Raw genomic sequence first — 26,090 nt, 5'->3', positions numbered from 1 at the left:
GCAAGATGTGATCATCTTCACCCTTCACCGGTGCGATATGCGCCGGGGCAAGGCCAAGATGACGATCTGCCGCATTTTTGTCGCGTTGTCACATTAGCGTTCCCACCAACTAACCAACGAACTTAAGTGTGCAGATTAATGAGAAATCGCTGAAAACCAAGTTGTTTTCTGCAATAGTTTCAGCAAGACGTCAGCTTTGGCCGTAAAATGCATGTGATAATACGACATTTGCGGCGCATACAGGCAATCCATCGCCAGTAAACGGAGAAACAATGGGCTTTTACTTTCTCGCGATATTCGTCGCCATGCCAATCATCGAAATCGCGGTCTTCATTCAGGCCGGCGAACTGATCGGGCTATGGCCGACCATTGGCGTGGTTGTTCTGACAGCCATCATCGGCACGTCGCTGATGCGTGCCCAGGGGTTGCAAACCCTGGCCAAGGCGCAAAGCCAGATGGATCAGGGCGAAATGCCCATTGGTGCCCTGTTTGACGGCATCTGCATTCTGATTGCCGGTGTCTTGTTGCTGACCCCGGGCTTTGTCACCGACACCTTTGGCTTCCTGTTGCTTGTCCCGCCGCTGCGCCAGCTGATCGGGGCCAAGGTCATCATGAAGCTGGTCCAGTCGGGCAATATCCGGACAAACTTCCGCGGTGCGACCTATTCCAGCGGCGGGCAAGGCGGGCCAAACGGGCGCGGACCGAATGGTGCGGGCGGACATGGCGCCGGTGGACCTGGCGGAGCACGGCCGCGCGGTGCCGGGCCGATCATTGATGGCGATTTCGAAGATGTCAGCCCGAACGATCCGTCAAACGACACCGATAACAGCAACGATCCGGGCGACAATCCCGAAACACCGCGCAATCTGCCCCCGCGTGACGAGACGCGCTGAATTCATACGAAAATCACAAAATCAGAAGGTTGACCGACACCCCCGGTCAGCCTTCTTTGAGTCAAAGGCCTTTGGCAAGAATCAGGACAACCAAACCCCCGGAAACACGGGCTTTGATAAGGGCTTTGACCCGCTCTGATTGGCTTGCCCGTGCACGCCAGACGTGCTAGGCCAACAAGTCCAATTTATCTGCCGCAACGGGGCGGCGTCAGTAATAAGCATTTCAGCCGAGGCAAAGCCTTCAAGCCGAAAGCTTTTTTCTGATCAAGACGAAATGACCTCTAAGGGAGCTAGACTTTAATGGCCGAGAATACCACCGGTGCAGAAGGCGCAGCAGAACAGAAGCAGCAGCCGGCCGCAAATCCGATCACGATCCACACCCAGTACATCAAGGATCTGTCGTTCGAAAACCCGAACGCACCGGAAAGCGTTGCCCTGCAGCAGCAGCCGAAAATCAATATCGATGTTGATGTTGAAGCCCGCACCACCCAAGACCAGAAACTTCACGAAGTCACCATCAAGATCAACGTCAAAGCCGACGTTGGCGACAAGGTGGCCTTCATTGCCGAACTGCAGTATGGCTGCGTTGTGACGCTGAATGTTTCTGACGAACACCGCCTGCCGGTTCTGATGATCGAAGTTCCGCGCCTGCTGTTCCCGTATGTCCGCAAGATCGTCGCAGACCTGACCGCAGACGGTGGCTTCCCGCCGCTGATGATGCAGCAGATTGATTTTGCTGATCTTTTCCGCAAGAAATTCGCATCCAAGATGGAAGGTCAGCCGGCTGGCAACGCCTGATTGACCTCATCCATCGGCTTTTGGTTCGATACCAAAACGATGACACAACAAAGGCCGCCAGTTTGGCGGCCTTTTTATTTTAAAATCGAAATGTTTTTGCTGATGGGTCGTCAAACAGATCCGATCAGAAGGGACGGGCGATCACCATGAAGACGACAATGATCATCAGGATCGTCGGTACTTCATTGAAAATACGATAGAATTTCTGCGATTTCGTATTGGCATCCGCCTCGAACGCCCGGCGGTAACGCGCCATCATCATGTGCGCGATGGTCATCAGAACCACACACAGCAGTTTGACGTGGAACCAGCCTTCGGTCATGACACCGGCCGCATGGATCAGATAGCCGCCAAAAATCCAGGTCGCGATCATTGCCGGGTTCATGATGGCCCGCAAAAGACGGCGTTCCATCACCTTGAATTTCTCGCTGGCTTCCGAGCCCGGCGCGACTTCGCAGTGATAGACATAAAGCCTTGGCAGATAAAGAAGACCCGCCATCCAGGCGATCACGCTGATGACATGCAGGGATTTGATAATGCTGTAGCTATCCATCTCTCTCTTCTCTGGATGTGACGGTCAGGGTCGGCAGGATTAAGCCCGCACAAGCGGGAATTTTTTGAATTTTTCCGACCATAACAGCAATCAGGCCGATCCAAAAACAGAACCGGCCCGATTGACGTTATAACTGTGATTTAAAACGCGACGCGCTTTTGGCCAATTCAGGCCCCGGCAGGTTTCAGTGATGGCTGCTTGGCCACTGCACAGGAATGTTCATCCGGGCACCACCAGCCGCGCGTTTCGACCGTGTAGTCATCCGGGCCTTTTTCATCAAGCTCGTCCTGGGTTTGTTTTACAACCGAAACAAGTCCGGCAATAAACTTCGGATGGGAACAGACCGTGCGCACGCGCTCATAGATCGGCACGTGTTTTTCATGCGCCAGTTCGCCATATTCGATATCAAGCTCGACCAGGGTTTCCGAATGCTCGGTGACAAAGGCAATCGGCACCACGACGATGCCCTTGTTTTCCTTGCCAGCACGCGCGATCTCGTCCTCGGTCGATGGGCCAATCCATTCCATCGGACCGACCCGGCTTTGATAACAAACGTTCCAGTCCAATCCTTCGATCGCCATTTTCTCGACCACGGCGGCCGAGGTTTTTTCGATCTGCGACTGATAGGGATCACCACGCTTGGTAATCACGGCTTTGGGCACACCATGGGCGGAAAACAGGATGCGTGGCTTATCAATGCCAAGTTCAGTGGCCTTGGCCAGGGCACGATCATAGCCCGCCTTGATCATTTCGGCCGATGCTTCGACAAAGCCCGGATTGGTCGGATAGCAGCACGCGGTTTTGATCGGGGAGGTCAGGCCAACCTTGGCACAGGCCCGTTTCCAGTCCTTGACCGACGATCCGCTGGTGGTGGTTGAAAACTGCGGATAAAGCGGCAGCAGGATCTGTTCGTCCGCGCCCCATGCCTTGACCTCAGCCGCGGTATCATCGGCAAACGGTTTCCAATAACGCATGGCAATAAAGCAACGGTTTTCATAGCCGTCATCTTCGCCATTAAGCGCCGTTTGCAAGGCATCGGCCTGCTCCTGGGTCAGTTCCAGAAGCGGCGATTTGCCGCCGATATGATCATAAATCTCGCGCGCAATCGGTGCACGGCGACGTGAAATCAGCTTGGCCAGCAAAAAGCGGAACGGATTGGGCAGACTGATGATCGCCGGATCATTAAACAGGTTGAACAGAAACGGCTCAACAGCTGCCGGACTGTCCGGCCCCCCCAGATTGAAAAGAACAATGGCGCGTTTCTTGCGCGTCGTCTCGGACATTTGGCTATCCTTCATGTCAGATCGTGTCTGGACCGGTTCCCGACAAACCGGGAATGATGTAAACCCGTCGCGCTCCGGCGCCTATTTTGGTCAAACCGGACCTAAGCGCAACAGGCAACGCCCATCATACGCATTGAATTTTTCAATCGATTTGATTGATTTCAAAAATCACAAAATAAAATGCAGCAATTGCCGACATTTACCCTTTGTAATCCCGAATGAAGTCCACCAGCTGGCCAACATGTTCCGGCGGCGTTTCCGGCGTGATGCCATGGCCAAGGTTAAAGATGAACGGCCCTTTGCCCAGCGTATCAAGGATGCGCTTGGTTTCATCAAACATCGGATCACCACCGGTGATCAGCAGCATCGGATCCAGATTGCCCTGCACGGGCCCCAGTTTCTGAAGGTTTTCCGCCACCCAGTCGAGTTTCACCCCGCTATCAAGGCCAACCGCGGTCACACCGGTTTTCTGTTTGAAATCAACCAGATGCAAGCCACAGCCACGCGGGAAGCCGATAATCGGCAGATCCGGGTGGACGGCGCGCAAGTTTGCAACGATCTGTTTGGTCGGCTCGATCACCCAGCGATTAAAGCCGGTCTCGGACAGAACCCCGCCCCAGGTTTCAAACAGCTGAATGCATTCTGCACCGGCCTCAACCTGCTTCAGAAGGTACTGCGTGGTTGCCTCGACCAGAATGTCGATCAGTTTGGCAAAACCATCGGGATCGCCATAGGCAAAGCGGCGGATATTCGGGAAGTCCTTCGATCCCTTGCCCTCGACCATGTAGGTCGCAACGGTCCAGGGCGCACCGGCAAAGCCGATCAGTGCTGTGCTCGATGGAATGGCGTGTGAAAGCTTCGAAACCGTCTCATAGATCGGACCAAGCGTGTCATGAATGCCTTCAACTGAAAGCTTGCCCAGGCCTGAAGCATCGCGGATGGCCTCAAGCTGCGGGCCTTCTCCCTGCTTGAAGGCCAAATGCTGTCCAAGTGCCTGCGGTATAACGAGGATATCGGAGAACAATATTGCCGCATCGAAGTCAAAGCGCCGCAGGGGCTGCAACGTAACTTCGCAAGCAAGATCAGGATTATAGCAAAGATCAAGGAAAGAGCCTGCTTCTGCGCGGGTTGCGCGGTATTCTGGCAAATAGCGACCAGCTTGGCGCATCAGCCAGATCGGCGGTACCGGCAAGGTTTCACCGGCAAGGGCACGCAAGAAGGTCTTTTGGGTGTTAGGCATCTGGTTTCCTGTTTCTCTTCCCGATCGCTTTTTTGATCTTTGGCCTGACACGTGGCGTTCGGCCACCTGTCAGAACCGGTTTTGTTATTTCGTGAAATGTGCCCTGGGGCCTTTGCCAAGACGTTTTCCACGTTCTGCCTAACAAAACCTTATTTAATAAAAAAGGATGTTGTTTGTGAGTGGTTCCCTGTGGATAACAGGGATTAAATTTCACGCACAGTTTATTCACATTCCGACTCGGGAAAAATGATTCATCTCAACCGGCCTTGGGGAAAACTGTGTACGACTCCGAACGACTCCCGGACTCTGCCTTGGGAAAAGACGTTTTTGAATAATGGGGATAAGGTGAATAAGTCTGGTTTTTGCAGTCTTATCCCTGTTATTACGGGAAAAATTTGGCACTTATCCCGCTCGGGACAGAGCACTTGAGAAACTTTGTATGGGTGGGAGGATAATTCCTGTGGAAAAAATCAGGCCGGAGTCGCACCCGTTATCCACATTTATCCACAGGGCCGACTCCGATCCGCTAACTTCGGGTTGCGATAAAACTCTTATCCATCCGGTTAGTGATCGGTATTTTGAACAGCCGTAACGTTGTTTGAATAAAGTTAGAAAAATCGTTTGGTCGGCAAAAAGTGGATAAGATTTCGCTTGGGTCGCCAAAAATTGACCAAAGAAACGGACAGGCATGGTCGGGACGGACAAAATTTTCCATCTTCATCTGGTCTCGGACTCAACCGGCGAGACGGTCGATGGCATCGCGCGCGCCTGTGTCGCGCAGTTTCCCGATGTGCGTGCCCATGAACATGTCTGGTCACTGATCCGAACCGACGCGCAGCTGGCGCGTGTCTTGGCCGATATCGAACGCAATCCCGGCATCGTTCTTTATACCGTCTTTGACAGCGACATCCGCCGCAAGCTCGAAGAAGGCTGTCGCCGTCTGCAGGTGCCCCACAGCCACGTGCTTGATAATACGGTGACGATGATGGCCGGGTATCTGGGGCAGCAATCGCACGGCCGGACCGGTGCGCTCCATAAAATGGACGAGGAATATTTCAACCGGATCGAGGCGATTGATTACACCCTGACCCATGATGACGGCCAATCGGGCTGGGATCTGGAAGATGCCGATGTGGTGATTGTTGGTGTCTCGCGCACGTCCAAAACCCCGACATCGGTTTATCTGGCCAATCGCGGCATCAAGACTGCCAATATTCCCTTTGTGCCGGGCTGCCCATTGCCGCCGGAACTTGATCAGCTCAAAAAACCGCTGGTGGTTGGCTTGATCAAGGATGTTGATCAGCTGGTCTCGATCCGTAAAAACCGCCTGCGTCAGATCGAACGCGGCGAGGGTGGTGATTACGTTGACCCGGTTGCAGTCCGCGACGAAGTCCACCAGGCACGGCGGTACTTTACCGAACGCGGCTGGAAGATCATTAATGTCACCCGCCGGTCCATCGAAGAAACCGCCGCCATCATTTTATCGACCATGTATGACCGCCGCGGTCATTAAGCTGCACCAACAGGATAAACACATGCCCAGCACCCATCGTCTTATTCTCGCATCCAGCAGCAAGGCCCGCCATGCCATGTTGACCAATGCTGGTGTCAATTGCGAAGCCGTCGCCTCGATGATTGACGAGGACGGCTATAAACAGGCGATGAAGGCCGAGGGTGCGACGGCGGCCGAGGCCGCGGAAACCTTGGCCGAAATGAAGGCGCTGCGCATGTATCGCCAACAACCAGATGCGATTGTGATTGCCGCTGATCAGATGTTGGAATGCAATGGCATCTGGTTTGACAAGCCGATGGACCGTGACAATACCCGCGCGCAACTTCTGGCCCTGCGGGGCAAAAGTCACAAGCTGGTCTCGGCCGCTGTTATATATAAGGAAGGCTCGCGCATCTGGGGCACGATTGATACCGCCCATCTGACCGTGCGCAACTTCACCGATGAATGGCTCGAAGAATATCTCGATGCCGCCGGCGAAGAGATTTATCACTGTGTCGGTGGCTATCAGCTTGAAGGCCTCGGCGCGCAGCTGTTTACCGAGGTGCGCGGCGATTACTTCACCGTGCTGGGCATGCCGCTTTTGCCGCTGATTGGCTTCTTGCGCGATCACGGTGTTCTCAAGGCATAATCACAAAAACGCATCAAAAACCCATCTGGCAGGAAACAGCACGCAATGACTTCGCGAAATCCTTATCGCACCCTATCGGGCACATCGCGCCTTGCCGGCGTGATGGGCTGGCCGGTATCGCATTCGAAATCGCCGCGCCTGCATGGCTATTGGCTGGCGAAATACGGCATTGATGGCTGTTATATGCCACTGCCCGTGGAGCCGGAAAACTTCCAGGCAGCTTTGATTTCCTTGCGCAATCTGGGCTTTTCCGGGGTCAATGTCACCATTCCGCAAAAGGAAATGGCGATGCCCGAATGTGATGAACTGTCTGATCGTGCGCGCCGCATCGGGGCGGTCAATACCGTGACCTTCGCCAAGGATGGGCGTCTTTTGGGCGATAATACCGACGGGTTTGGCTTCCTTGAAAACCTCCGCCAGGAAGCCCCCGATATCGCCTTTGCCAGTGGTCCGGCGGTGGTGCTGGGGGCAGGCGGGGCGTGCCGTGCGGTGCTGGTCGCCTTGCTGGATGAAGGCTGCCCGGAAATTCGTCTGGCCAACCGGACCCGCAAACGCGCGGAAGACGTCGCGGCCGAAATCAAGGACCCGCGGATCAAGGTGATTGACTGGCCGGTTGCACCTGATGCCCTTGATGGCGCATCGCTTGTCGTTAATACCACAAGCCTTGGCATGGTCGGCCAGCCCAAGCTTGAGATCGATCTGTCCGGTTTGCCGCAAACCGCCCTTGTCACCGATATTGTCTATGCGCCGCTGATGACTGACCTTTTGGTGCAGGCCAAAGCCCGCGGCAATCCGGTTGTTGATGGGCTTGGCATGTTGCTCCATCAGGCGCGACCGGGTTTCCATCGCTGGTTCGGGATCGATCCCGAAGTCACCCAGGAACTGCGCGATTTCGTTCTTTCGCCGGATTAAGATCCGAAGGGTAATCTTATTATGAAAATTCTTGGGTTAACCGGCTCCATCGGCATGGGCAAATCAACCGCGGCGGCGATGTTTCGTCACCTTGGTGTGCCGGTCCATGATGCCGATGCCACGACCCATGAATTGATGGCACCAGATGGCCTTGCCTTTGACCCGATCGCCAGGGTCTTTCCCGATGTGATCGTTAATGGCCGGATTGATCGGCAGGCATTGGGCAAGATCGCCTTTTCCAATCCGGATGTTCTAAAAACGCTTGAAACCATCCTGCATCCGCTGGTGCGCGCAGCCGAAAACCGGTTTCTTGCCGCTCAGCGTCGTTTGGGGCGCAAGCTGGTTGTTCTCGACATCCCGCTTTTATATGAAACATCCGGTGAAAAGCGCTGTGATCATGTTGCGGTTGTATCGGCTCCGGGGTTCATACAACGCCAGCGTGTTCTTTCGCGAGAAGGGATGACGGAGACAAAATTTTCCGCCATTCTGTCCAAACAGATGCCAGATATCGAAAAGCGAAAGCGCGCTGATTTCATTATCCCGACCGGGTTGGGACGTGCCGTCACTTTTCAATATATTCAGGGTATTATCGACCAACTCAGTTGATGACTGGATAACGACTACATGCGTGAGATTGTTCTTGATACCGAGACCACCGGCCTTGATCCCTATGCTGACCACAGACTGGTTGAAATCGGCTGTATCGAACTGATCAATCACATGCCCACCGGGCGGCAGTATCACCAATATATCAATCCCCAGCGCCCGATGCCCAAGGAAGCATTCGACGTTCACGGTTTGGGCGATGAGTTCCTCAAAGACCAGCCGGTCTTTGCCGAGGTCGCTGATGAGTTCATCGAATTCATTGGCGAGGATTCGGTTCTGGTCATTCACAATGCCAGCTTTGATATGAAGTTCCTCAATGCGGAGCTTGAATGGCTCAATAAGCCGCGCATTGCCATGGAACGCGCCCTTGATACCGTTCAGATGGCGCGCAAGAAATTCCCCGGATCCCCGGTCAGCCTCGATGCGCTGTGTCGCCGGTTCAAGATTGATAACTCCAACCGTACCCTTCACGGCGCACTGCTTGACTCCGATCTTCTTGCCCAGGTCTATCTGGAACTTCTGGGCGGCCGTCAGCACGGCCTGTCGCTTGATCCCAATGCGCTAAACGGTGATCAGGAGGGTGATAACGGCGGGCGTCGGGTTCTGGGCCCGCGGGGCAACCGGCTGGAACCAAGGCCGCATGTGATCAGCGACGAAGAACTTGCCGCTCATCGCGCCTATATCGAGGCCAAAGTCAAAGATGCGCTCTGGCTTATAAAGCAAGAGGCATAAGATGGGAAAACAGCGGTGTCCATCATTGCGGTTTTCCGAACTTACAGTTTCTCAATACGCCAATCGCCTCCTTGCGATGCTGGTTTTGGTCTGTGCGCTGATCACGGCTTTAGGTAATCTTCGCGCCCAGACACTCACTGACGAAAAAGCTCCAGAAAACTCCACGTTTGATGGCACCTACATCATCCATCTGTCTGAAAGTACGCGGGTTCAGTCATCGGGCCGGCCGGAGCCAGGCTACTTCGATACGCTTGCCATCGAACTGTTTACCAAGGCCGGTCTGGCTGTTGAAATCGTGCCGCAGATGCCCTGGAAACGGCAGATGGAGCTGGCCGGACGTGAAGTCGGGCATGTGATTTACCCCACCACCCGGATTGATCACCGCGAAGATGTTTTCCAATGGGTGGGGCCGGTCAGCCGGACCTTCTGGAACCTGTTTGGCTTTGTCGATACCGGTTGGTCGGACATGGCGTTTGACACACTTTTGCGCGATGCCCGCATCGGGGTTTTGATGGGATCGGCGCGGGAGGGGTATCTTCGTGATCGCGGCGCCAAACAACTGGTTATGGTGCCGCGTGAAGAACTTCTGTTGCCGATGATGATGGCTGATCGCGTTGATCTGATCGCCATTGGTGGCAATATCCTGCGCCATTATCTTGATAAGGTCCGTGCCGAATATCCGGAAGTCAGCATTCCTGATGTGACTGGTTTCAAGCCCTATCGCACCTGTTATCTCTATATCGCGATCAGTGGTGATGTGCCGCAAAGCGACATCACAAGGCTGCAATCCCAGCTTGATCGCTTCAAAACCGACGGCTTTTTTGTTGAAAACCGCCGGATGCACGGGCTTTCGACCAATCTCGACAGTGCGTTTCTCAAGGCGATGCTTGATCTTGATAATAACGGGGTTACCTGTGTCGATCTGACCGACATCGATACCTGAAACCCAACCCCGTCGGGCCACCTTTCCCGGTCTGGCCTGTTTTTCCTGCAAACATATTGTTGCCGTGACGGCGAAATGCGCGACGGGCGCGGTTGCGCGAAAAGCAATGACACGGCAATATGCCGCGAACATTCCTTTGGGTGACCGGGCTGTTGCAAACAGGTGATATCGAATGGACGATAAAGCCTTGCGTATATGGACCGCGCCGCTTGCATATTGTCTTGGTCGATGAGTCAGAAGAAACCAAATAAGCGACGCCGCACCGTCACGGATGACGAAAAGACCCTGTGGGAGGTCTTTACCCGTGACGTCAAACCTTTGCGCAAGAAAAGGCGCAAGGCTGGCGATGACGTGGTCGCGTCTGATGATGACATCCACACCAGTGACACCGCAATTACCCTGCCTGACAATCTTGGCGAAAAACTTGAACAGTCCGAACAAAGCCGGGCTGCGCGCAATCTGCCCTCGGCCCGCCATGCCGACCGTGGCCCAAAGATCAAAAAACAGAACCTTTCCGAACTGAAACCCGGTGTCACCGACGGGATTGATCGATCAACCGCCAATAAATTCCAAAAGGGCAAGATGTCGATCGACGGGCGCATTGACCTGCATGGCATGACCCAGGAAGTCGCCCATAATGCGCTCAATGCCTTTATCGAGGATAGCTGGCGGGCCGGAAAACGTTGCGTTCTCGTAATCACCGGCAAGGGATCGCGCGCTGATGAATATGGCCGTACCGGTCTTTTGCGCGAACGCACCCCGCAATGGCTGAGCGCGCCAAGCCTGCGCAATCGCATCCTTGCCATTCATCAGGCCCAGATCCAGCACGGTGGCGCCGGGGCCTTTTATGTCTTGTTGAAACGGAGACGCCCGTGACACCTTTTGGCAATCGCATCCGGGAACTCCGTGCGCGCAATAACGTGACGCTGACCGATATGGCAACCGCACTGCAGCTGTCACCGGCCTATCTGTCCGCGCTTGAACACGGTCATCGCGGGCGGCCCAGCCCCGGTCTGGTGCAGCAAATCTGCGGTTACTTCAATCTGGTCTGGGACGAGGTTGATGACGTCAAACGTCTGGCCCAGCTCTCGCACCCGAAAATCACCGTCGATACCGCCGGACTGGAACCGCAGGCTACCGAACTGGCCAACCTGCTGTCGGAACGCATCGCCGGCCTGAGCGAGGATCAGCTCAACCGGATGCTTGAAATTGTGCGCGAACAGCATCGCTCTTCGTGAAACAGGATTTCCTGAACGCCTTTTAAGTTGAAACGTAACCATTGAATTTAATCCAAGGGTTACAATATCCAAATGTGCCGTGCAGATTATTTTGCGCCGCACAAAGTCCAGGCGCGTCACCACACCAACAATAAAAGGCAATTGATACGATATCGTATCAATATAAAACCTGCGCGCCCCGGGAGTTGGAAGAACGCATATTTGGCGGCCTCGCATTTCACAATGTACGGGGCTTTACATGTTTGCGAATATTCAGATTGGCAAGAAGCTTGCGATTTCTCTGATCCCACCTTTGTTGGGACTTGTTGTTCTGTCCGGCGTCATTATTTCCGACCGCTATCGGGAAATGGATGAACTTGGCAAAATTGGCGGCTTGACCGAACTTGCAGTTCAGATCGGCGCAACCGTACACGAATTGCAAAAGGAACGGGGCGCATCGGCGGGCTTTATCGGCTCCAAAGGTGAACAGTTCGGACCGCAACTTGCCGATCAGCGCAACTTGTCGGATGCGCGCATTCAGTCTTTGCGCAATGCGTTAAACGATTTTGATCTTTCCACCTATGACCCGGGTCTGGCAGAGCAGGTCGGCGTCTTTGTCGGGCTGCTTGATACCGTGCCCCAGACACGCGCCAAGGTCTATGCGCTCGATATCGAACTTGGCGAGGCGGTTCGGTTCTATACCTCGATCATTTCCAGCATGCTCTCGACCGTCAATGTCATGAGCACAATCAGCAACGATCCCGAACTGGTCCGCTCGATCGCGGCCTTTAATGATTTCATGCAGGCCAAGGAACGTGGCGGGCTTGAGCGCGCCACAGGTGCGGCCGGGTTTGGCATGGGCAAGTTTGAACCCAACCTTTATCGCCGATTTGTCGAGCTGATCACCCTTCAAAACGCTTATCTCTCTGTGTTCGAGGAAATGGCCGCACCAGAGATCAGGGAATTTTACGACCGCGCGATGCAGGACCCGGCGGTTGCGGCGGTCAACAAGCTGCGTGATGTGGCGCTCAGTTACCCGGTAACCGGAACCACCAATGGCATTGCGGGGACGGACTGGTTTGCGACCATCACGGTAAAGATTAATATTTACAAGATGATAGAAGACCATATTGCCCAAAGCCTGGTCACCCTCTCGGCGCAAAAACTCTCTGAAGCGCAGCTTTATTTTTATGGCACATTGGCCGGTTTGCTGATCATTATCGCACTTGCATGTACATTGGTTGTCATCGTTGGTCGCGATATTTCTGCGCCGATCCGCGCCATGACCAAAACCATGAGCGATCTGACCGCAGGTGACCTGTCGGTCAAGGTTCTGGGGGCCTCGCGCGGGGATGAGGTCGGGGCCATGGCCCGTTCGGTGCAGTTTTTCCGCGACAGCCTTGTCGAGAACAGGGAAATGGCAGCCCAAAGTGAAAAGGAACAGGCCGCCCGATTTGCCCGTGCTGAAAAAGTCAGCCGGCTGGCCGAACGGTTTGAGGCCAGGATCAACGACTTGCTGGGTGATATCGGCCAGTCGACTGATGGTTTGCGCACCACGTCTTCAAACATGACATCGGCCATCGACGAGACCCGCGACAAGGCCCGCCTGGTGGCAGATGATGCCAAATCAGCGTCCGAAAATGTGTCCGCGGTTTCATCGGCAACCGAACAGCTGGCCAATTCGATCCTTGAGATTTCCCGGCAGATCTCTGCGTCGTCGGATAATGCGACCGCAGCGGCCGACGAGGCCCGGGAGGCCGAAGTCATTGCAACGGCGCTGAAAGAAGGCGCTGAAAAGATCGGCGAGGTGATCGGTCTGATCCGCGATATTGCCGAACAGACCAATCTTTTGGCGCTTAATGCGACAATCGAAGCCGCCCGCGCCGGCGAGGCCGGCAAAGGATTTGCCGTTGTCGCCAACGAGGTCAAAAACCTTGCAACCCAGACATCGCGTGCAACCGACGAAATTTCCGAACAGATGGGCAATCTGCAGGACGCGACAGAACGCGCGGTTGATGCGTTTTCGCGGATTGGCGAGAAAATTGGCCAGATTGATGCGACCTCATCCTCGTTGGCAGCCGCGGTCAATGAACAGGAAGCCGCAACCTCGGAAATTGCCAATAATATTGATCGTGCCTCGCAAGGCACGACCGAGGTTTCGGGCAATGTTGCCGGTATCCGCGAGGCAACCGACAATGCCGGCGAGGCCGCCGATCACGTTATTGTCGCCTGTGATCAGGTTGCCAATGTCGCGACCAGTCTGCGCAAGGAAGTGGCCGATTTCCTTGCGTCCGTGCGCGAGGCCCAGACAGTTTGATGCAAAATTACCGATGAAAAAGAACACGGAATTTTGGCTCAAACCCGGCTTCGACCAGTGGAATGCGGTCGGTTGCCGGGGGCGAGATGTGATATTTTCGTATCAATGGCTGCAAAATTGCCCGGTTCTTTCGAATCACGGTTTGACTATTGCGATTTTCAAGGGTATCAATCGGGGGTGTTTCGATCCAGAAACATGAAAAGACCTGCCTTTCTTGCAACTCCAAGGTTTCGAACCGTCCGCACGCCCCAGCAAAAGCCTGAGCGCCTTGCCTGACGGTCAACCGCACATTCTCTTTTCTATCTCCATAAAATCTTCGCCCTTTCGGCAACCACAGATCATTAAACGCACATATGCATCTTCAGGACCTTAAAAAGAAATCTCCGACCGAGCTGCTTGCTCTGTCTGATGAACTCGAAATCGAAAACGCCAGCACGCTCCGCAAGCAGGAGCTGATGTTCGCGATCCTCAAGCAGTTGGCCGAGAACGACCACGCCATCTTTGGCGAAGGCGTTCTTGAAGTTCTGCCCGATGGTTTCGGCTTCCTGCGCAGCCCAGAGGCAAACTACCTTGCCGGCCCTGACGACATTTATGTCAGTCCGAGCCAGGTGCGGCGTTTTAGCTTGCGAACTGGCGACACCGTTGAAGGCCAGATCCGCTCGCCGAAAGAAGGCGAACGGTATTTCGCCCTGCTCAAGGTTGACAAGGTCAATTTCGATGCGCCGGAAAAAGTCCGTCAGCGCGTTAATTTCGATAACCTGACCCCGCTCTATCCTGATGAGCCGCTCAAGATGGAGCGTCAATCCGATCAGGAAGGGGCGAACAAGGACACCACCAACCGCGTGATCGAACTGGTTTCGCCGCTTGGTAAAGGTCAGCGCGCCCTGATCGTCGCACCGCCGCGTACCGGTAAAACCGTGATGCTGCAAAACATTGCGCACGCGATCGAGGAAAACCACCCTGAAGCCTATCTGATCGTTCTTCTGATTGACGAACGTCCGGAAGAAGTGACCGACATGGACCGTTCGGTAAAAGGCGAAGTCATTTCGTCCACCTTCGATGAACCGGCACAGCGTCACGTTCAGGTCACCGAAATGGTTCTGGAAAAGGCCAAACGTCTGGTCGAACACAAGCATGATGTTGTCATCCTGCTGGACTCGATCACCCGTCTGGCGCGTGCTTACAACACCGTGGTTCCGAGCTCGGGCAAGGTCCTGACCGGTGGTGTTGATGCCAACGCGCTGCAGCGTCCGAAACGTTTCTTCGGTGCGGCCCGTAACATCGAAGAGGGTGGCTCTCTGACCATCATCGCGACCGCCCTGATCGATACCGGTTCGCGTATGGACGAGGTCATCTTTGAAGAATTCAAGGGTACCGGTAACTCCGAGCTTATCCTGGATCGCAAACTGTCTGACAAACGTATCTTCCCGGCGATTGATATCCTTAAATCGGGTACCCGTAAGGAAGAGCTTCTGGTCGACAAGAGCGTTCTGTCCAAAATGTGGGTGCTGCGTCGTATCCTCAACCCGATGGGTCCGCAGGACGCGATGGAATTCCTGCTTGGCAAGCTCAAGGGTACGAAGAACAACGACGACTTCTTCGATTCCATGAACGGCTAATGCCGCGCGGGCCGGATGGGCCCGGTCTACTGGATCGTAAAAACAAACGGGACCCTCTGTGGTCCCGTTTTTTATTTCAATATCGAAATAACCGTTAAAAAGACCTCTATCCAAGGGCCAGAGTCACCTCTGCCAGGCCGCTCCCCAGTTTCTGCCGATCCACACGGGCATCACCTGGCTCGATGGAAAAACTGTCAGCGTCAAGATGAATGCCGATATGATGCGTGCCGTAATTGAGCGTAATCGCCAATGTGCTGGCAGCCGTGATCTCGCACACCACCGATTCACCGGCCTCGATCCGGTTGGGTGGGGCGCTTTGCCAGCCATCCTTGGGGGCAAGGGCACTCAGATGCAGCGGGGTCTCAGCGTTTTCATTCCACAAGGTCAGTTTCAGGCGCATTTCCTGTGACATTTTCGGCGTCTCCCGCTTGATGGTAGAGAAATCAGTCTATCCTGTTTTCCGCTGTTTTTCATGCCTTGCGCAATTTTCACAGGCGTTGGCTGCATGAAGGCTTGAAACCATGCAAAAGCCGTGGGACTCTGGGCAACCCGTTCACGATCATATCGCGCTTTATGCAGCTTCTACTCAAATCCGTTGATTTCGCCGCCCGTGCCCATCGCGACCAGCGTCGCAAAGGTGCTGCACAGGAACCCTATATCAATCACCCGATCGAGGTTTCCCGCCTGATTGTCGAATGCGAACCGGGGACGGACGAGGATATTCTCTGTGCCGCCGTTCTGCATGACGTGATCGAGGATTGCGGCGCGACCCGCGATGAAATTGCCGCCTGTTTTAACGACATCATCGCCGATATCGTGCTCGAAGTCAGTGATGACAAGGCCCTGCCAAGGGACGAGCGCAAGGCAAAGCAGATCGAAACCGCGCCCAACCTCACCGACGGTGCCAAGCTTGTGCGACTGGCCGACAAGGTCGCCAATGTCGGTGCCATGCTGACCGACACGCCGGTTGGCTGGGATGAAAGGCAGATACTGGCCTATGTCGACTGGGCCGAAGCCGTCATCGCACCATGCCGCGAAGTTAGCGAAGGCCTGTCAGAGCGCTTTGACGCCATTGCGCGTGATGTGCGGATGACCCACGGCAACTAAAAACCCGGTAAATGTTGAATTACCGGGTTTCCAAGGCTGATTTGAAGTCGCTTTGAACGTTATTTGACGTAGCTATCTGGGAAGGGCAGCTGTTCAACAGCCCGCCAGTCCGGCGTGACATAGTTGATAATCAGCGACTTCCGGATGCCCGGAATGGTCCGTTTTTCAAAGCCGTGCCAGGTATTGTTGGATGGCACAAAGATCAGGGCCGAGTTCGGCTTGAACGGTGATGCGCCGACATGGGTATCGGCGTCCTTGTAGATATCGGTACCCAGCTTTTCGTGACCCGGCTCGTCAGAAAGATAGAGCAACATGGTAAAGCGCTTTACGCCGATATCGGTATGCGGCTGCAGCCAGAAACCATCGCGATCCTGGGCAAATTCCAGTCGAATGCGGGAATCACTCAGATCGGCACCAAACACTTCCTCGACAGTGTCGACAACTTCGCGGGAATGGAAGGCCTGCGCGATATCATTGGCGGCCTCGAATTTCGCAATGTTTTCCTGATCGAAGTAACGGCGGCTTGAATTGTTGGCTTCACGCGTGCCGGCATCATCGACTTCAAGAAACGGCGCATCAATCGGAAGGGCGCAAACGGCCTCTGCCATGCCTTCTGGCAAGACGTCTTCAAGGAACCAGTGCTGATAAGGGTCCTGATAGGTTTTTGCCGATTTGAAGGCGGCGATGACAGATTGTTGTACTTTTGAAACAGACATTGCAGAGGTTCCGATATGCGAAGGCACAAGAAAAAAGCCGATCGCGCAATGTATCGGCTTTTTATCAAGTGTCCTATACTTTTCGCGTCAGGATTGATGCCTTATCAGACGGTAAAGACGATCGAACCGTTGGTTTTGCGGCTTTCAAGGTCGTCATGCGCCTTGGCAGCATCGGCAAGCGGGTAGGTCGCGGTGATATCAATCGTGACGATGCCTGATTTCAAAACCTCAAACAGCTCATTCGCACTGGCCAGAAGCTCTTCGCGGGTGGCGTTGTACTGGAAGATGCTCGGTCGGGTCAGGAAATAGGCCCCCGGGGCAAGCTGCGCCAGCGATACCGGCGGCACCGCACCCGATGACTGACCAAAACTCACCATCATGCCAAGCCGTTTGAGGCATTTAAGCGAATCCTCGAACGTGTCCTTACCGACCGAATCGTAAACAACTTCAACGCCTTGGCCATTGGTGATTTCCTTGACCCGCTCGGAGACGACCTCGTCGCGATAAAGGATCGGATAATCACAGCCCTTGGCCTTGGCGATCTCGGCCTTTTCCTTGGACCCGACCGTTCCAATCACCGTGGCCCCCAGATGCTTGGCCCACTGGCACACAATCTGGCCAACCCCGCCAGCGGCGGCATGGATCAGGATGGTGTCGCCCTTTTTGACCTGATAGGTCCGGCGCAAAAGATATTGTGCGGTCATGCCCTGAAGCATGGCGGCCGCGGCCAGTTCGAAACTGACATCATCGGGGATCTTGACCAGTCCCTTGGCCGGCATCACGCGCGCCTCGGCATAGGCACCAAGTGGCTGTGCGGCATACGCCACGCGATCGCCGACCGCCAGATCGGTCACACCCGGACCGACTTCCTCAATGATGCCAGAACCTTCAAGCCCAAGGCCCGACGGCATGCTCGGTGCCGGATATACGCCGGAGCGGAAATAGATATCGATATAGTTGAGGCCAACGGCCTTTTGCGCCAGGCGGACTTCGCCTTCGCCCGGGCTGCCGACGTCGACATCTTCAAATTTCAGGACATCACTGCCGCCGGTCTCGTAAAATCGGAATGCTTTGGTCATGGAAGACCTCCCTTTCTGCGTTTTGGAACGCACGTTTTGTCAATGAGGGCAGTGTAGGGCAGAAGCCTGTGATTTGCAGCAGGGGAAATACCGAAAATATCCTTGCGACAGGCCACGTTTGATCGCAGCCATCCTGCTCCTGACATATCCTGTCATGGCAATCTGCTAGACTTGTTTGGTCGCAACAAGCTTGACCCGTTCATAAGGAAGGAAACAGCATTGACGGTTATCAGCCACATCACCCTCGGAACCAATGACAAGGCCCGTTCCGCGCGTTTCTACGATGCCGTACTGGGTGCGCTGGGCTTTGATCGCTTGCCAAAACCGCCGGAAAAGCCGCTGGCCTATGAGCGGGATGGACAAATGCCGACCATTTACATCTACACCCCGGCAGACGGCCGCCCTGCGACCTGGGGCAATGGTACTCATATCGCGTTTCAGGCAGACCAACGTGACATGGTGGACGCCTTTCACGCAGCGGCGCTCAAATATGGTGGCATGGATGAAGGCCAGCCGGGCCTGCGCGCGCATTATGGGCCAAACTATTATGCCGCCTATGTCCGTGATCCGGATGGCAACAAGCTGCAAGCCGTGTGCTACGCCGAAGAATAATTCTAAGCCATTGAAAAATAGTACTAAAGCGGAAGATTTCCCTGATCACTCGGCAGCGGCAAATCCACACCTTCGATTTTCAAAAGCGCGCGCTTGGTTTCAAGCCCGCCATGGCCGGAATAGCCGCCCGGCTTGTCGCCGGTTGCCAGAACGCGGTGGCAGGGAATAAGGATCGGGATCGGATTAAGGCCGCATGCCGTGCCAACTGATTGAAATGCCTTGGGCGATCCGGCCATGGTGGCCAGTTCCTTATAGGTCGCGGTCTTGCCCATCGGGATCTCGCACATCGCCTGCCAGACGGTTTTCTGGAAATCCGTCCCGTCCGGGGCCAGCGGCAGATCAAAGCGATCCAGCGCGCCGGTGAAATAGGCGCTTAGTTGTCTGGATGCTTCTTCAAGCACCGGGCAGCTTTCAACGTCTTCAACAAATCCCCAGTCAAGCGCAACGATTTGATCTTCAAATGCGAAAACCGTGATTGCGCCGACAGGGCTGTTGAGCGATATTTGCGGCATCTGGGTTAGGCCGCCTTGGCTGGCAAATCTGCCAGCATTTCGGTTAGTTCTTCGACGCCTGTGACGGGCGCCGAACATACCGGCCCCTGACAGATATAGGCGGTTTCCTTGCCGTCAATCGCGGTCTTGCCCTGGGCCGGATGGCCGTCTGGCAGGGGATCACCATCAGACAGGATCGTGATCGCCCGGTTGGGCAGATACGCGCCAAAAATAGCACGGCGCATATCAAGATAGGTCTGGCTGCGCTCCTTGGCGATCAGCACGATCTGCACGGGGTTTTGCAGCATTTCGGCTGCCATCATGAGCCCCGGCATGTTCGGGAATTGCTCGCTGATCCGCCCGCCAAAGGCCGCAAGCGTGATTTCGGCCTGATCGCGGTATTGCGCATCGCCAGTCAGGGCATAAAGCTTGGCCAGGTTCTGTGCCATGATCGCATTGCCCGATGGCACGGCGTTATCCATGAAGGGTTTTTGGCGCACGACAAGGTCGCTGGCATCCGATGCCGACTGGAAATAGCCGCCCTTGGCATCGGCAAACAGCGTTTCGACCGCAGCCGACCACCGGATGGCTTCATTAAGATAGGCGTCCTCGCCAAAGCATTCATAAAGCCTCAAGGCCGCGCGGATCATATGCGCATAATCCTCAAGCATCCCGGCATGCTGTACGCGACTATTACGATAGCTGTGCAGGAAGCGGTCACCCTTCATCAAGGTATTGATGACAAAGCCATAGGCAAGCTTGGCGTAGTCCAGCCAGTCGGCGCGGTGGAAGGTCATCGCGGCCTCGGCAAAGGCGGCAATTGTCATGGCGTTCCAGTCGGTCAGCGCCTTGTCATCCCAGCCCGGGCGAATGCGTTTTGCCCGTTCGGTCAGAAGCTTGGCGCGAAGCTCGGCCAGCTTTTCCTCGGTCGCGTCATCGGCAAGCTCGAGCCCCGAGGCGGTGCGATTAAGGATATTATGGCCTTCCCAGTTGCCGTCTTTGGAAACGTCATAGAATTTCTTGAACAGCTCGGCATCCGTGCCAAGGATCGCGTCAATTTCGTCCTCGGACCAGACATAGAACTTGCCTTCAACCCCTTCGCTGTCGGCATCAAGGCTTGCGGTAAAGGCACCCCCGGGAATGCGCATTTCTCGCAGGATCCAGCCAATGGTTTCCTCAACCCGCTTGGCATAAAGCGGATTGGGATCGACCCGCCAGACATCACACAAAAGATCAATCAGCTGGGCATTGTCATACAGCATCTTTTCGAAATGCGGCACCAGCCACTGGTCATCGACGGCATAGCGGGCAAATCCGCCGCCAAGATGATCATAAATGCCGCCCTGGCACATGCGATCCAGGCTGTGTTTGACGATGCGTTTCAGCCCGTCATCATCGGTGCGTACACCGGTGCGCCAGATATAGGATAAAAGGCTGGGCTGCGGGAATTTCGGCGCGCCGGATGTACCGCCATTTTCCCCGTCCATGATCTGCAAGCAGCCATGACCGCAGCGATCAATCATCTCAAGGCTGGGAATCGCGCCAACTGCCGCACTGTTCATCTTGATCAGCGCATTGGAAATCTGGCTGACATTGTGGCGGACATCATCGGGTTTCTCAGTGTAAATCTTGGCAACGGTCTTAAGCACATCACCAAATCCCGGCCGGCCATAGCGGGCCTCCTTGGGGAAATAGGTCCCGCCCCAGAACGGCTCGCCATCCGGGGTCAAAAACATCGTCAATGGCCAGCCGCCCTGTTGGCCCAGAAGGGCCAGCGCGTTCTGATAAAGCGCATCAAGGTCGGGGCGTTCTTCGCGGTCGAGCTTGATATTGATGAACAGATCGTTCATCAGGGCCGCAATACCCTCATCCTCAAAGCTTTCATGGGCCATGACATGGCACCAATGGCACGCCGCATACCCGACCGACAGCAGGATCGGCTTGTTCAATTCCTTGGCTTTGGCGAGAATTTCGGTACTCCAGGGCTGCCAATGCACCGGATTGTCGCGATGCTGAACAAGATAGGGGCTGGTTTCCGAACCAAGATTATTGCGTGCGAGTTCCATTTTGTGTCCTGTGCCATCCATTAAGCCGATGGCTTTATCGTTTGCGGTAGCGCGATCTGAAATCACGCGCCAGTCATCAGTGCTGGCAATGCTTTATGAGGCTATTTGGGTGATTCTAAGGGTTATGGCCTCATTCATAAAGGCAAATGGCCGAAATCTTTTATCGCAATATTGTGAAAGTTGCGGTCGCCGCATGCTCTTGCTTCCCATATGGTGGGGGCAGGTTGGCGTTATTGTGATTGCGAAGGCGGTTCTGGTGGGGATAATGGGCCAGCCATGCAAACAGCCAGTCACGCAAATCACGTAAAGTGACAGAGACCAAAAAACAAAACAGATCAGGAGACCAGGGCGATGAAAGTAACTGTGAACATTGATTGCACGCCGGAAGAGGCACGGACCTTCTTTGGTCTTCCTGATGTTCAGCCGATGCAAAAGGCGATGATGCAAGATATCGAAGACCGCATGAAAGCCAATCTGGCGGCGATGGATCCGGAAACCATGCTCAATACCTGGCTGCCACAGGGTATTCAGAACTGGGAACAGCTTCAGAAAGCCTTCTGGGGGCAGTTCAATGCGGGTACCGGCGGTACCGGTGACAAGGACAAAGGCTAGGCAGACCCGATATCATGCGTGAACACTACTATCAGGCACATGTCTTCGTGTGCCAGAACGAACGCCCGGCCGGCCATGAACGCGGTTGTTGCAATTCCAAGGGCGCGACCAGACTTCGCAATTACATGAAGGTGCGCGCCAAGGAACTTGGCCTGCCACAGACCCGGATCAATACCGCGGGATGCCTCGATCGCTGCGAACTGGGCCCGGTGATGGTGGTCTATCCCGAAGGCACCTGGTATCGCTATGAGACGATGGAAGACATCGAGGCGATCTTGAATGATCATCTGATCGGCGGGCAGGTGGTTGAACGGTTGCGGCTGACGCCTGATCAATAAACAACAGATTTCAAACAAACCGGCCCGTGACATGCGCGTGGCCGGTTTTTTTGTGCCTTGCTGCAAGAGATGCCCGCCTGCGCGGGAATGACAGGTCTTTTGGGGATTGTCGCTCTCTCCAAGTCTGATTGCGTCCAGGTGCCTCCATCGAGGTGACAGGACAAGGGAACACCCCCTGGCAGCCCAAACTGTCACCCCCGCGCAGGCGGGGGTCCATGACGGGGCAAGGGCGGCTGCCAAAGTGCACTCGATGATCCGATCAACCAACACAAAGCTCATTAAACCCCTGTTGGTTATTTTCTGCCATATGTTGACCTTTGGGGCTGTCTGGACGATATCCTCCTCTGCCACGCAACAGCATACATTCAGAACTGACGGATCCGCCATGATTGCCAGCCGAGAAACCATTTTTGCCCTGTCCTCCGGCGCGGGGCGTGCCGGTGTTGCCGTGATCCGATTATCCGGGCCACGTTCGGGGGCTGTGCTGTGTGCGTTATTGGGCCGCGATACCATGCCCAAACCGCGCCATGCGATCTATGCTCCGATCCGCGATCCCAAGTCGCACGAACGGCTTGACGATGCGGTGGCGATCTATTTCCAAGGCCCGGCAAGCTTTACCGGCGAAGACGTGGTCGAGCTGCATGTCCATGGCGGGCGCGCCGTGATCGAAGGGGTGCTCGATTGCCTGTCGCGTCAGGATGGTCTGCGGGTGGCGGATCCCGGCGAATACACAAGACGCGCGTTTGAAAACGGCAAGATGGACCTGACCTCGGCCGAGGGCATCGCCGATCTGATTGACGCCGAAACCGCCGCCCAGCGCCGTCAGGCGGTGCGCCAGATGGCAGGCGAGCTGGGGACGCTTTATGAAGGCTGGCGCGCGCGTTTGATGAAGGCGTTGGCCCATATCGAGGCCGATATTGATTTTCCAGACGAAGATTTGCCCGATGGCATCGTGCCGGTGGTGCATGGCGATTTGCGTGCGGTGAATGACGAGGTCAAACGCCATCTGACCGATAACCGCCGGGGTGAGCGCCTGCGTGAAGGCTTTCAGATTGTCATTCTGGGTGCACCCAATGCCGGCAAATCCAGCCTGCTCAACCGTCTGGCCCAGCGTGACGCCGCCATCGTGTCCGAGATCGCCGGGACCACGCGCGACATGATCGAGGTTCATCTCGATCTGGGCGGCTTCCCGGTGACCATGGTCGATACGGCGGGTCTGCGCGAAAGCGGGGATGTGATTGAATCCGAAGGCGTGCGCCGGGCGACGGAGCGGGCCGAAAATGCCGATTTGCGCCTGGTGGTGATTGATCGCAGCGACTGGCCGAACATTGATCCGGAGGCTGCGCGTCTGATCGACGACAAGACGCTTATTCTGATCAACAAGGTCGATGCGACCGATAGCAGCGCCATTCCGGCAAGCTGGCAGGGAACGTCGGTCGATGGTCGGGTGCTGGAGCTTCCCGTTTTACCCATATCGGCCATGACCGGGCAGGGGATGGAAAGCCTCTTGCAACTGCTGGAGACTCGCGTAAAAGAGGGGCTCGATTTCGCCGGGCCCGTGCCGCTGACACGGCTGCGCCATCGGCGGGCACTTGAAAGTGCCAGCGATCATCTGGATCGCGGATTGCAGACCGATATCGCAGAACTGGCGGCCGAGGATGTACGCCTTGCTGTCCGCGAAATCGGCAAGATTACCGGACGTGTCGATGTGGAAGATTTGCTCGATATTATCTTCGGGGATTTCTGTATCGGCAAATAGAGTTAGGGAAGAGTCGTTAGACTTGTCTCCCGAGAATGTTTCACGTGAAACATTCGTCACAAGGTTGACCATATACACCTATTCGAACCAAACAAGGTTCACACCCGCCGCGTGATAAGCAGCGGGGATTGAGTGAGGAAGTCGATGTCACAGAACGTGCCAAATAACCGCTTTGACGTCATCGTGGTCGGTGGCGGCCATGCCGGATGCGAAGCCGCCGCTGCCGCTGCGCGTATGGGTGCATCCACGGCACTGGTCACGCACCGTGCGGATCGCATCGGGGAAATGTCGTGCAACCCGGCCATCGGTGGTCTGGGCAAGGGGCATATGGTGCGCGAAGTTGATGCGCTTGACGGCGTGATGGGCCGCGCGATTGACCGCGCGGGTATCCAGTTCCGTATGCTCAATCGTTCCAAGGGCCCAGCTGTGCGCGGCCCGCGTGCGCAGGCCGACCGCAAGCTGTATCGCCAGGCCGTGCAGGATATCCTCGCCGAACAGGAAAACCTCACCATTCTTGAAGGCGGTGTCGAGGACCTGATCATTGATGACAATAATCGTGTTAAGGGCGTCGTCACTGGCGATGGCACCGAATACCTTGCCGGTGCGGTGGTGCTGACCACTGGCACGTTCCTTAATGGTCTGATCCATATTGGTGAGAAATCCGAACCCGCCGGTCGCATGGGCGATGCCCCGGCAACCGGTCTGTCTGACACGCTGGCAAAATATGATTTCCGATTAGGCCGTTTGAAAACCGGCACACCGGCCCGTCTTGATGGCCGCACGATTGATTGGGCGAGCCTTCAGGAACAGCCGGGCGACACTCCGCCAGAGCCGTTTTCGTTCCTGACCCGCGAAATTACCGTGCCGCAGATCCCGTGTCATATGACCTGGACGACCGAGGCGACCCACGAAATCATTCGTGCCAACCTCGACCGTGCGCCGATGTATAGCGGAAAAATCAAAAGCAGCGGTCCGCGCTATTGCCCGTCCATCGAAGACAAGGTTGTTCGCTTCGCCGAGAAAAATCAGCATCAGATTTTCCTCGAACCCGAAGGGCTCGACGATCCGACAATCTATCCGAACGGCATTTCGACCTCGCTGCCAGAGGACGTCCAGCTTGCCATGCTGGCGACCATTCCGGGTCTGGAAAAGGTCGAGATCTTCCGTCCCGGCTATGCAGTGGAATATGATTTCGTCGATCCGCGTGAATTGCGTCATACGCTGGAAACCAAAAAGGTCGCGGCCCTGTTCTTTGCCGGTCAGATCAATGGCACCACCGGCTACGAAGAAGCCGCCGGGCAGGGGCTTATTGCCGGTGTGAATGCGGCCCTGATTGCCGGGGGTGCTGAGCGCGAATTCGTTCTCGATCGGGCTGATGCCTATATCGGTGTGATGATCGATGATCTGGTGACCCTTGGCACGCGCGAGCCGTATCGCATGTTTACCTCGCGCGCCGAATATCGCCTGATGCTCCGCGCCGATAACGCTGATCAGCGTCTGACCGATCGCGGTCTTGATATCGGCTGCATTGCATCGACCCGCGCGCAGGCTTGGGATGCCAAGAAATCAGCATTGAACGCCGCCAAGACCGAAGTATCCGAGCTGACCGAAACCCCGAATGGTTTGGCCAAGTTTGATATCAAGATCAATCAGGATGGTGTGCGCCGCTCGGCCTATGACCTGCTGGCCTATCCCGATATTGATTTCGATACCCTGACCAGGGTCTGGCCGCAGCTGGGTGAACTTGATCCGGCGATCAAGGAACAGGTTTCGATTGATGCCCAGTATAAAGGCTATCTCGACCGTCAGGCAGCCGACATCGCGGCCTTCCGCCGGGATGAGGAATTGCGTCTGCCACGTGGGCTTGATTTTGATAAGGTCGGCGGGCTGTCGGCGGAGATTCGGTTGAAGCTGAAAGAAATCCAGCCGGAAACCATCGGTGCCGCATCGCGCATCCCCGGCGTTACCCCGGCGGCGGTCACCGCATTGCTGGGCCATATCAAAAGTCACAAGCATCAGACGGCCGCCGTCAGCAAGACCGCCTGATCGGTTTTCG

At 55.5% G+C, this 26,090-nt stretch carries 26 protein-coding genes; 18 read left to right on the top strand and 8 right to left on the bottom strand.

All coding sequences use genetic code 11. The features are described 5' to 3' along the window. Window positions 1–272: 272 nt before the first annotated feature. Window positions 273–893, top strand: a complete 621-nt coding sequence (locus TH4_RS05410; RefSeq protein ID WP_064780233.1) for an FxsA family protein — start codon at window positions 273–275, stop codon at window positions 891–893. Between the two features lie 300 nt (window positions 894–1,193). Then, window positions 1,194–1,691, top strand: a complete 498-nt coding sequence (gene secB / locus TH4_RS05405; protein WP_008888774.1) for a protein-export chaperone SecB — start codon at window positions 1,194–1,196, stop codon at window positions 1,689–1,691. Window positions 1,692–1,815: 124 nt separating this feature from the next. Here the strand turns inward: secB and hemJ are convergent, their stop codons facing one another. From hemJ to hemE, 3 genes are all read right to left on the bottom strand, one after another. After that, window positions 1,816–2,244, bottom strand: a complete 429-nt coding sequence (gene hemJ / locus TH4_RS05400) for a protoporphyrinogen oxidase HemJ (protein ID WP_008888773.1) — start codon at window positions 2,242–2,244, stop codon at window positions 1,816–1,818. Between the two features lie 167 nt (window positions 2,245–2,411). Continuing rightward, a complete protein-coding gene (hemH, locus tag TH4_RS05395; protein WP_064780470.1) occupies window positions 2,412–3,527 on the bottom strand; it encodes a ferrochelatase in 1,116 nt (371 codons plus the stop codon). 199 nt (window positions 3,528–3,726) lie between these two features. Continuing rightward, entirely contained in the window at window positions 3,727–4,767 is a 1,041-nt protein-coding gene (hemE, locus tag TH4_RS05390) for a uroporphyrinogen decarboxylase (protein WP_064780232.1), read from the bottom strand. A gap of 688 nt (window positions 4,768–5,455) precedes the next feature. Here hemE and TH4_RS05385 point away from each other — a divergent pair. From TH4_RS05385 to rho, 10 genes are all read left to right on the top strand, one after another. After that, a complete protein-coding gene (locus TH4_RS05385) occupies window positions 5,456–6,280 on the top strand; it encodes a pyruvate, water dikinase regulatory protein (RefSeq protein WP_008888770.1) in 825 nt (274 codons plus the stop codon). A 22-nt stretch (window positions 6,281–6,302) separates the two neighbouring features. Beyond that, the gene (locus TH4_RS05380; RefSeq protein WP_063086279.1) at window positions 6,303–6,908 is read left to right on the top strand and encodes a Maf family protein; all 606 of its coding nucleotides are present in this window, start codon (window positions 6,303–6,305) and stop codon (window positions 6,906–6,908) included. A 45-nt stretch (window positions 6,909–6,953) separates the two neighbouring features. Beyond that, window positions 6,954–7,820 carry a shikimate dehydrogenase gene (locus TH4_RS05375; protein ID WP_064780231.1) on the top strand — a complete coding sequence of 289 codons (867 nt, stop codon included), beginning with the start codon at window positions 6,954–6,956 and terminating at the stop codon, window positions 7,818–7,820. A gap of 21 nt (window positions 7,821–7,841) precedes the next feature. Next, window positions 7,842–8,426 (top strand): dephospho-CoA kinase, encoded by a 585-nt coding sequence (coaE, locus tag TH4_RS05370; protein ID WP_064780230.1) that lies wholly within the window; start codon window positions 7,842–7,844, stop codon window positions 8,424–8,426. An 18-nt stretch (window positions 8,427–8,444) separates the two neighbouring features. Beyond that, on the top strand, window positions 8,445–9,158 hold the full coding sequence (gene dnaQ, locus TH4_RS05365; RefSeq protein WP_064780229.1) for a DNA polymerase III subunit epsilon: 714 nt from the start codon (window positions 8,445–8,447) through the stop codon (window positions 9,156–9,158). Between the two features lies 1 nt (window position 9,159). After that, a complete protein-coding gene (locus tag TH4_RS05360; RefSeq protein ID WP_064780228.1) occupies window positions 9,160–10,101 on the top strand; it encodes a substrate-binding periplasmic protein in 942 nt (313 codons plus the stop codon). 228 nt (window positions 10,102–10,329) lie between these two features. Next, on the top strand, window positions 10,330–10,977 hold the full coding sequence (locus TH4_RS05355; RefSeq protein WP_064780227.1) for a Smr/MutS family protein: 648 nt from the start codon (window positions 10,330–10,332) through the stop codon (window positions 10,975–10,977). Continuing rightward, on the top strand, window positions 10,974–11,339 hold the full coding sequence (locus tag TH4_RS05350) for a helix-turn-helix domain-containing protein (RefSeq protein ID WP_008888763.1): 366 nt from the start codon (window positions 10,974–10,976) through the stop codon (window positions 11,337–11,339). Before TH4_RS05355 ends, TH4_RS05350 begins: the two co-directional genes overlap by 4 nt. Before the next feature lie 238 nt (window positions 11,340–11,577). Beyond that, on the top strand, window positions 11,578–13,635 hold the full coding sequence (locus TH4_RS05345; protein ID WP_064780226.1) for a methyl-accepting chemotaxis protein: 2,058 nt from the start codon (window positions 11,578–11,580) through the stop codon (window positions 13,633–13,635). A gap of 353 nt (window positions 13,636–13,988) precedes the next feature. Beyond that, the gene (gene rho, locus TH4_RS05335; protein WP_008888761.1) at window positions 13,989–15,254 is read left to right on the top strand and encodes a transcription termination factor Rho; all 1,266 of its coding nucleotides are present in this window, start codon (window positions 13,989–13,991) and stop codon (window positions 15,252–15,254) included. A 106-nt stretch (window positions 15,255–15,360) separates the two neighbouring features. Here rho and TH4_RS05330 read toward each other — a convergent pair whose 3' ends face one another. After that, complete coding sequence (locus TH4_RS05330; RefSeq protein WP_064780224.1) at window positions 15,361–15,666, bottom strand: hypothetical protein; 306 nt, start codon at window positions 15,664–15,666, stop codon at window positions 15,361–15,363. 161 nt (window positions 15,667–15,827) lie between these two features. On the opposite strand from TH4_RS05330, the gene TH4_RS05325 reads away from it, so the two are divergent. Then, entirely contained in the window at window positions 15,828–16,361 is a 534-nt protein-coding gene (locus tag TH4_RS05325) for an HD domain-containing protein (protein ID WP_064780223.1), read from the top strand. 59 nt (window positions 16,362–16,420) lie between these two features. Here TH4_RS05325 and TH4_RS05320 read toward each other — a convergent pair whose 3' ends face one another. Next, a complete protein-coding gene (locus TH4_RS05320) occupies window positions 16,421–17,077 on the bottom strand; it encodes a 2OG-Fe(II) oxygenase (RefSeq protein ID WP_064780222.1) in 657 nt (218 codons plus the stop codon). Window positions 17,078–17,181: 104 nt separating this feature from the next. Continuing rightward, on the bottom strand, window positions 17,182–18,156 hold the full coding sequence (locus TH4_RS05315; RefSeq protein WP_064780221.1) for a quinone oxidoreductase family protein: 975 nt from the start codon (window positions 18,154–18,156) through the stop codon (window positions 17,182–17,184). 219 nt (window positions 18,157–18,375) lie between these two features. Between TH4_RS05315 and TH4_RS05310 the strand changes: the two genes are divergently transcribed. Beyond that, on the top strand, window positions 18,376–18,768 hold the full coding sequence (locus tag TH4_RS05310; RefSeq protein ID WP_064780469.1) for a VOC family protein: 393 nt from the start codon (window positions 18,376–18,378) through the stop codon (window positions 18,766–18,768). A 23-nt stretch (window positions 18,769–18,791) separates the two neighbouring features. Here the strand turns inward: TH4_RS05310 and TH4_RS05305 are convergent, their stop codons facing one another. Then, entirely contained in the window at window positions 18,792–19,280 is a 489-nt protein-coding gene (locus TH4_RS05305; protein ID WP_064780220.1) for a methylated-DNA--[protein]-cysteine S-methyltransferase, read from the bottom strand. Between the two features lie 5 nt (window positions 19,281–19,285). Then, complete coding sequence (locus TH4_RS05300; protein WP_064780468.1) at window positions 19,286–21,325, bottom strand: thioredoxin domain-containing protein; 2,040 nt, start codon at window positions 21,323–21,325, stop codon at window positions 19,286–19,288. Between the two features lie 351 nt (window positions 21,326–21,676). On the opposite strand from TH4_RS05300, the gene TH4_RS05290 reads away from it, so the two are divergent. The 4 genes from TH4_RS05290 (at window position 21,677) to mnmG (ending at window position 26,080) form a co-directional block, all read left to right on the top strand. Next, window positions 21,677–21,937: a DUF6489 family protein gene (locus tag TH4_RS05290; protein WP_008888754.1), complete on the top strand. Its 261-nt coding sequence runs from the start codon at window positions 21,677–21,679 to the stop codon at window positions 21,935–21,937. A gap of 14 nt (window positions 21,938–21,951) precedes the next feature. Then, entirely contained in the window at window positions 21,952–22,275 is a 324-nt protein-coding gene (locus TH4_RS05285; protein WP_064780218.1) for a (2Fe-2S) ferredoxin domain-containing protein, read from the top strand. A 385-nt stretch (window positions 22,276–22,660) separates the two neighbouring features. Then, a complete protein-coding gene (gene mnmE / locus TH4_RS05280; RefSeq protein WP_064780217.1) occupies window positions 22,661–24,034 on the top strand; it encodes a tRNA uridine-5-carboxymethylaminomethyl(34) synthesis GTPase MnmE in 1,374 nt (457 codons plus the stop codon). A 144-nt stretch (window positions 24,035–24,178) separates the two neighbouring features. After that, window positions 24,179–26,080 carry a tRNA uridine-5-carboxymethylaminomethyl(34) synthesis enzyme MnmG gene (mnmG, locus tag TH4_RS05275; RefSeq protein WP_064780216.1) on the top strand — a complete coding sequence of 634 codons (1,902 nt, stop codon included), beginning with the start codon at window positions 24,179–24,181 and terminating at the stop codon, window positions 26,078–26,080. Window positions 26,081–26,090: the final 10 nt, after the last annotated feature.

The sequence above is a fragment of the Thalassospira tepidiphila MCCC 1A03514 genome, from assembly GCF_001662875.1.
Classification (GTDB): domain Bacteria; phylum Pseudomonadota; class Alphaproteobacteria; order Rhodospirillales; family Thalassospiraceae; genus Thalassospira; species Thalassospira tepidiphila.
The sequence above is the reverse complement of the archived record's forward strand: the minus strand, read 5'-3'. Positions and strand labels throughout refer to the sequence as shown.

Bases quoted from the DNA above. Each gene is read 5' to 3' on its own strand.
- rho (WP_008888761.1), top strand. From the start codon at position 13,989: ATGCATCTTCAGGACCTTAAAAAGAAATCTCCGACCGAGCTGCTTGCT.
- TH4_RS05305 (WP_064780220.1), bottom strand. From the start codon at position 19,280: ATGCCGCAAATATCGCTCAACAGCCCTGTCGGCGCAATCACGGTTTTC.
- TH4_RS05285 (WP_064780218.1), top strand. From the start codon at position 21,952: ATGCGTGAACACTACTATCAGGCACATGTCTTCGTGTGCCAGAACGAA.
- TH4_RS05375 (WP_064780231.1), top strand. From the start codon at position 6,954: ATGACTTCGCGAAATCCTTATCGCACCCTATCGGGCACATCGCGCCTT.
- TH4_RS05330 (WP_064780224.1), bottom strand. From the start codon at position 15,666: ATGTCACAGGAAATGCGCCTGAAACTGACCTTGTGGAATGAAAACGCT.
- hemJ (WP_008888773.1), bottom strand. From the start codon at position 2,244: ATGGATAGCTACAGCATTATCAAATCCCTGCATGTCATCAGCGTGATC.
- hemE (WP_064780232.1), bottom strand. From the start codon at position 4,767: ATGCCTAACACCCAAAAGACCTTCTTGCGTGCCCTTGCCGGTGAAACC.
- dnaQ (WP_064780229.1), top strand. From the start codon at position 8,445: ATGCGTGAGATTGTTCTTGATACCGAGACCACCGGCCTTGATCCCTAT.
- TH4_RS05325 (WP_064780223.1), top strand. From the start codon at position 15,828: ATGCAGCTTCTACTCAAATCCGTTGATTTCGCCGCCCGTGCCCATCGC.
- hemH (WP_064780470.1), bottom strand. From the start codon at position 3,527: ATGTCCGAGACGACGCGCAAGAAACGCGCCATTGTTCTTTTCAATCTG.
- TH4_RS05410 (WP_064780233.1), top strand. From the start codon at position 273: ATGGGCTTTTACTTTCTCGCGATATTCGTCGCCATGCCAATCATCGAA.
- TH4_RS05315 (WP_064780221.1), bottom strand. From the start codon at position 18,156: ATGACCAAAGCATTCCGATTTTACGAGACCGGCGGCAGTGATGTCCTG.
- TH4_RS05355 (WP_064780227.1), top strand. From the start codon at position 10,330: ATGAGTCAGAAGAAACCAAATAAGCGACGCCGCACCGTCACGGATGAC.
- TH4_RS05380 (WP_063086279.1), top strand. From the start codon at position 6,303: ATGCCCAGCACCCATCGTCTTATTCTCGCATCCAGCAGCAAGGCCCGC.
- mnmG (WP_064780216.1), top strand. From the start codon at position 24,179: ATGTCACAGAACGTGCCAAATAACCGCTTTGACGTCATCGTGGTCGGT.
- TH4_RS05300 (WP_064780468.1), bottom strand. From the start codon at position 21,325: ATGGAACTCGCACGCAATAATCTTGGTTCGGAAACCAGCCCCTATCTT.
- coaE (WP_064780230.1), top strand. From the start codon at position 7,842: ATGAAAATTCTTGGGTTAACCGGCTCCATCGGCATGGGCAAATCAACC.
- TH4_RS05360 (WP_064780228.1), top strand. From the start codon at position 9,160: ATGGGAAAACAGCGGTGTCCATCATTGCGGTTTTCCGAACTTACAGTT.
- secB (WP_008888774.1), top strand. From the start codon at position 1,194: ATGGCCGAGAATACCACCGGTGCAGAAGGCGCAGCAGAACAGAAGCAG.
- TH4_RS05290 (WP_008888754.1), top strand. From the start codon at position 21,677: ATGAAAGTAACTGTGAACATTGATTGCACGCCGGAAGAGGCACGGACC.
- TH4_RS05320 (WP_064780222.1), bottom strand. From the start codon at position 17,077: ATGTCTGTTTCAAAAGTACAACAATCTGTCATCGCCGCCTTCAAATCG.
- TH4_RS05385 (WP_008888770.1), top strand. From the start codon at position 5,456: ATGGTCGGGACGGACAAAATTTTCCATCTTCATCTGGTCTCGGACTCA.
- TH4_RS05345 (WP_064780226.1), top strand. From the start codon at position 11,578: ATGTTTGCGAATATTCAGATTGGCAAGAAGCTTGCGATTTCTCTGATC.
- mnmE (WP_064780217.1), top strand. From the start codon at position 22,661: ATGATTGCCAGCCGAGAAACCATTTTTGCCCTGTCCTCCGGCGCGGGG.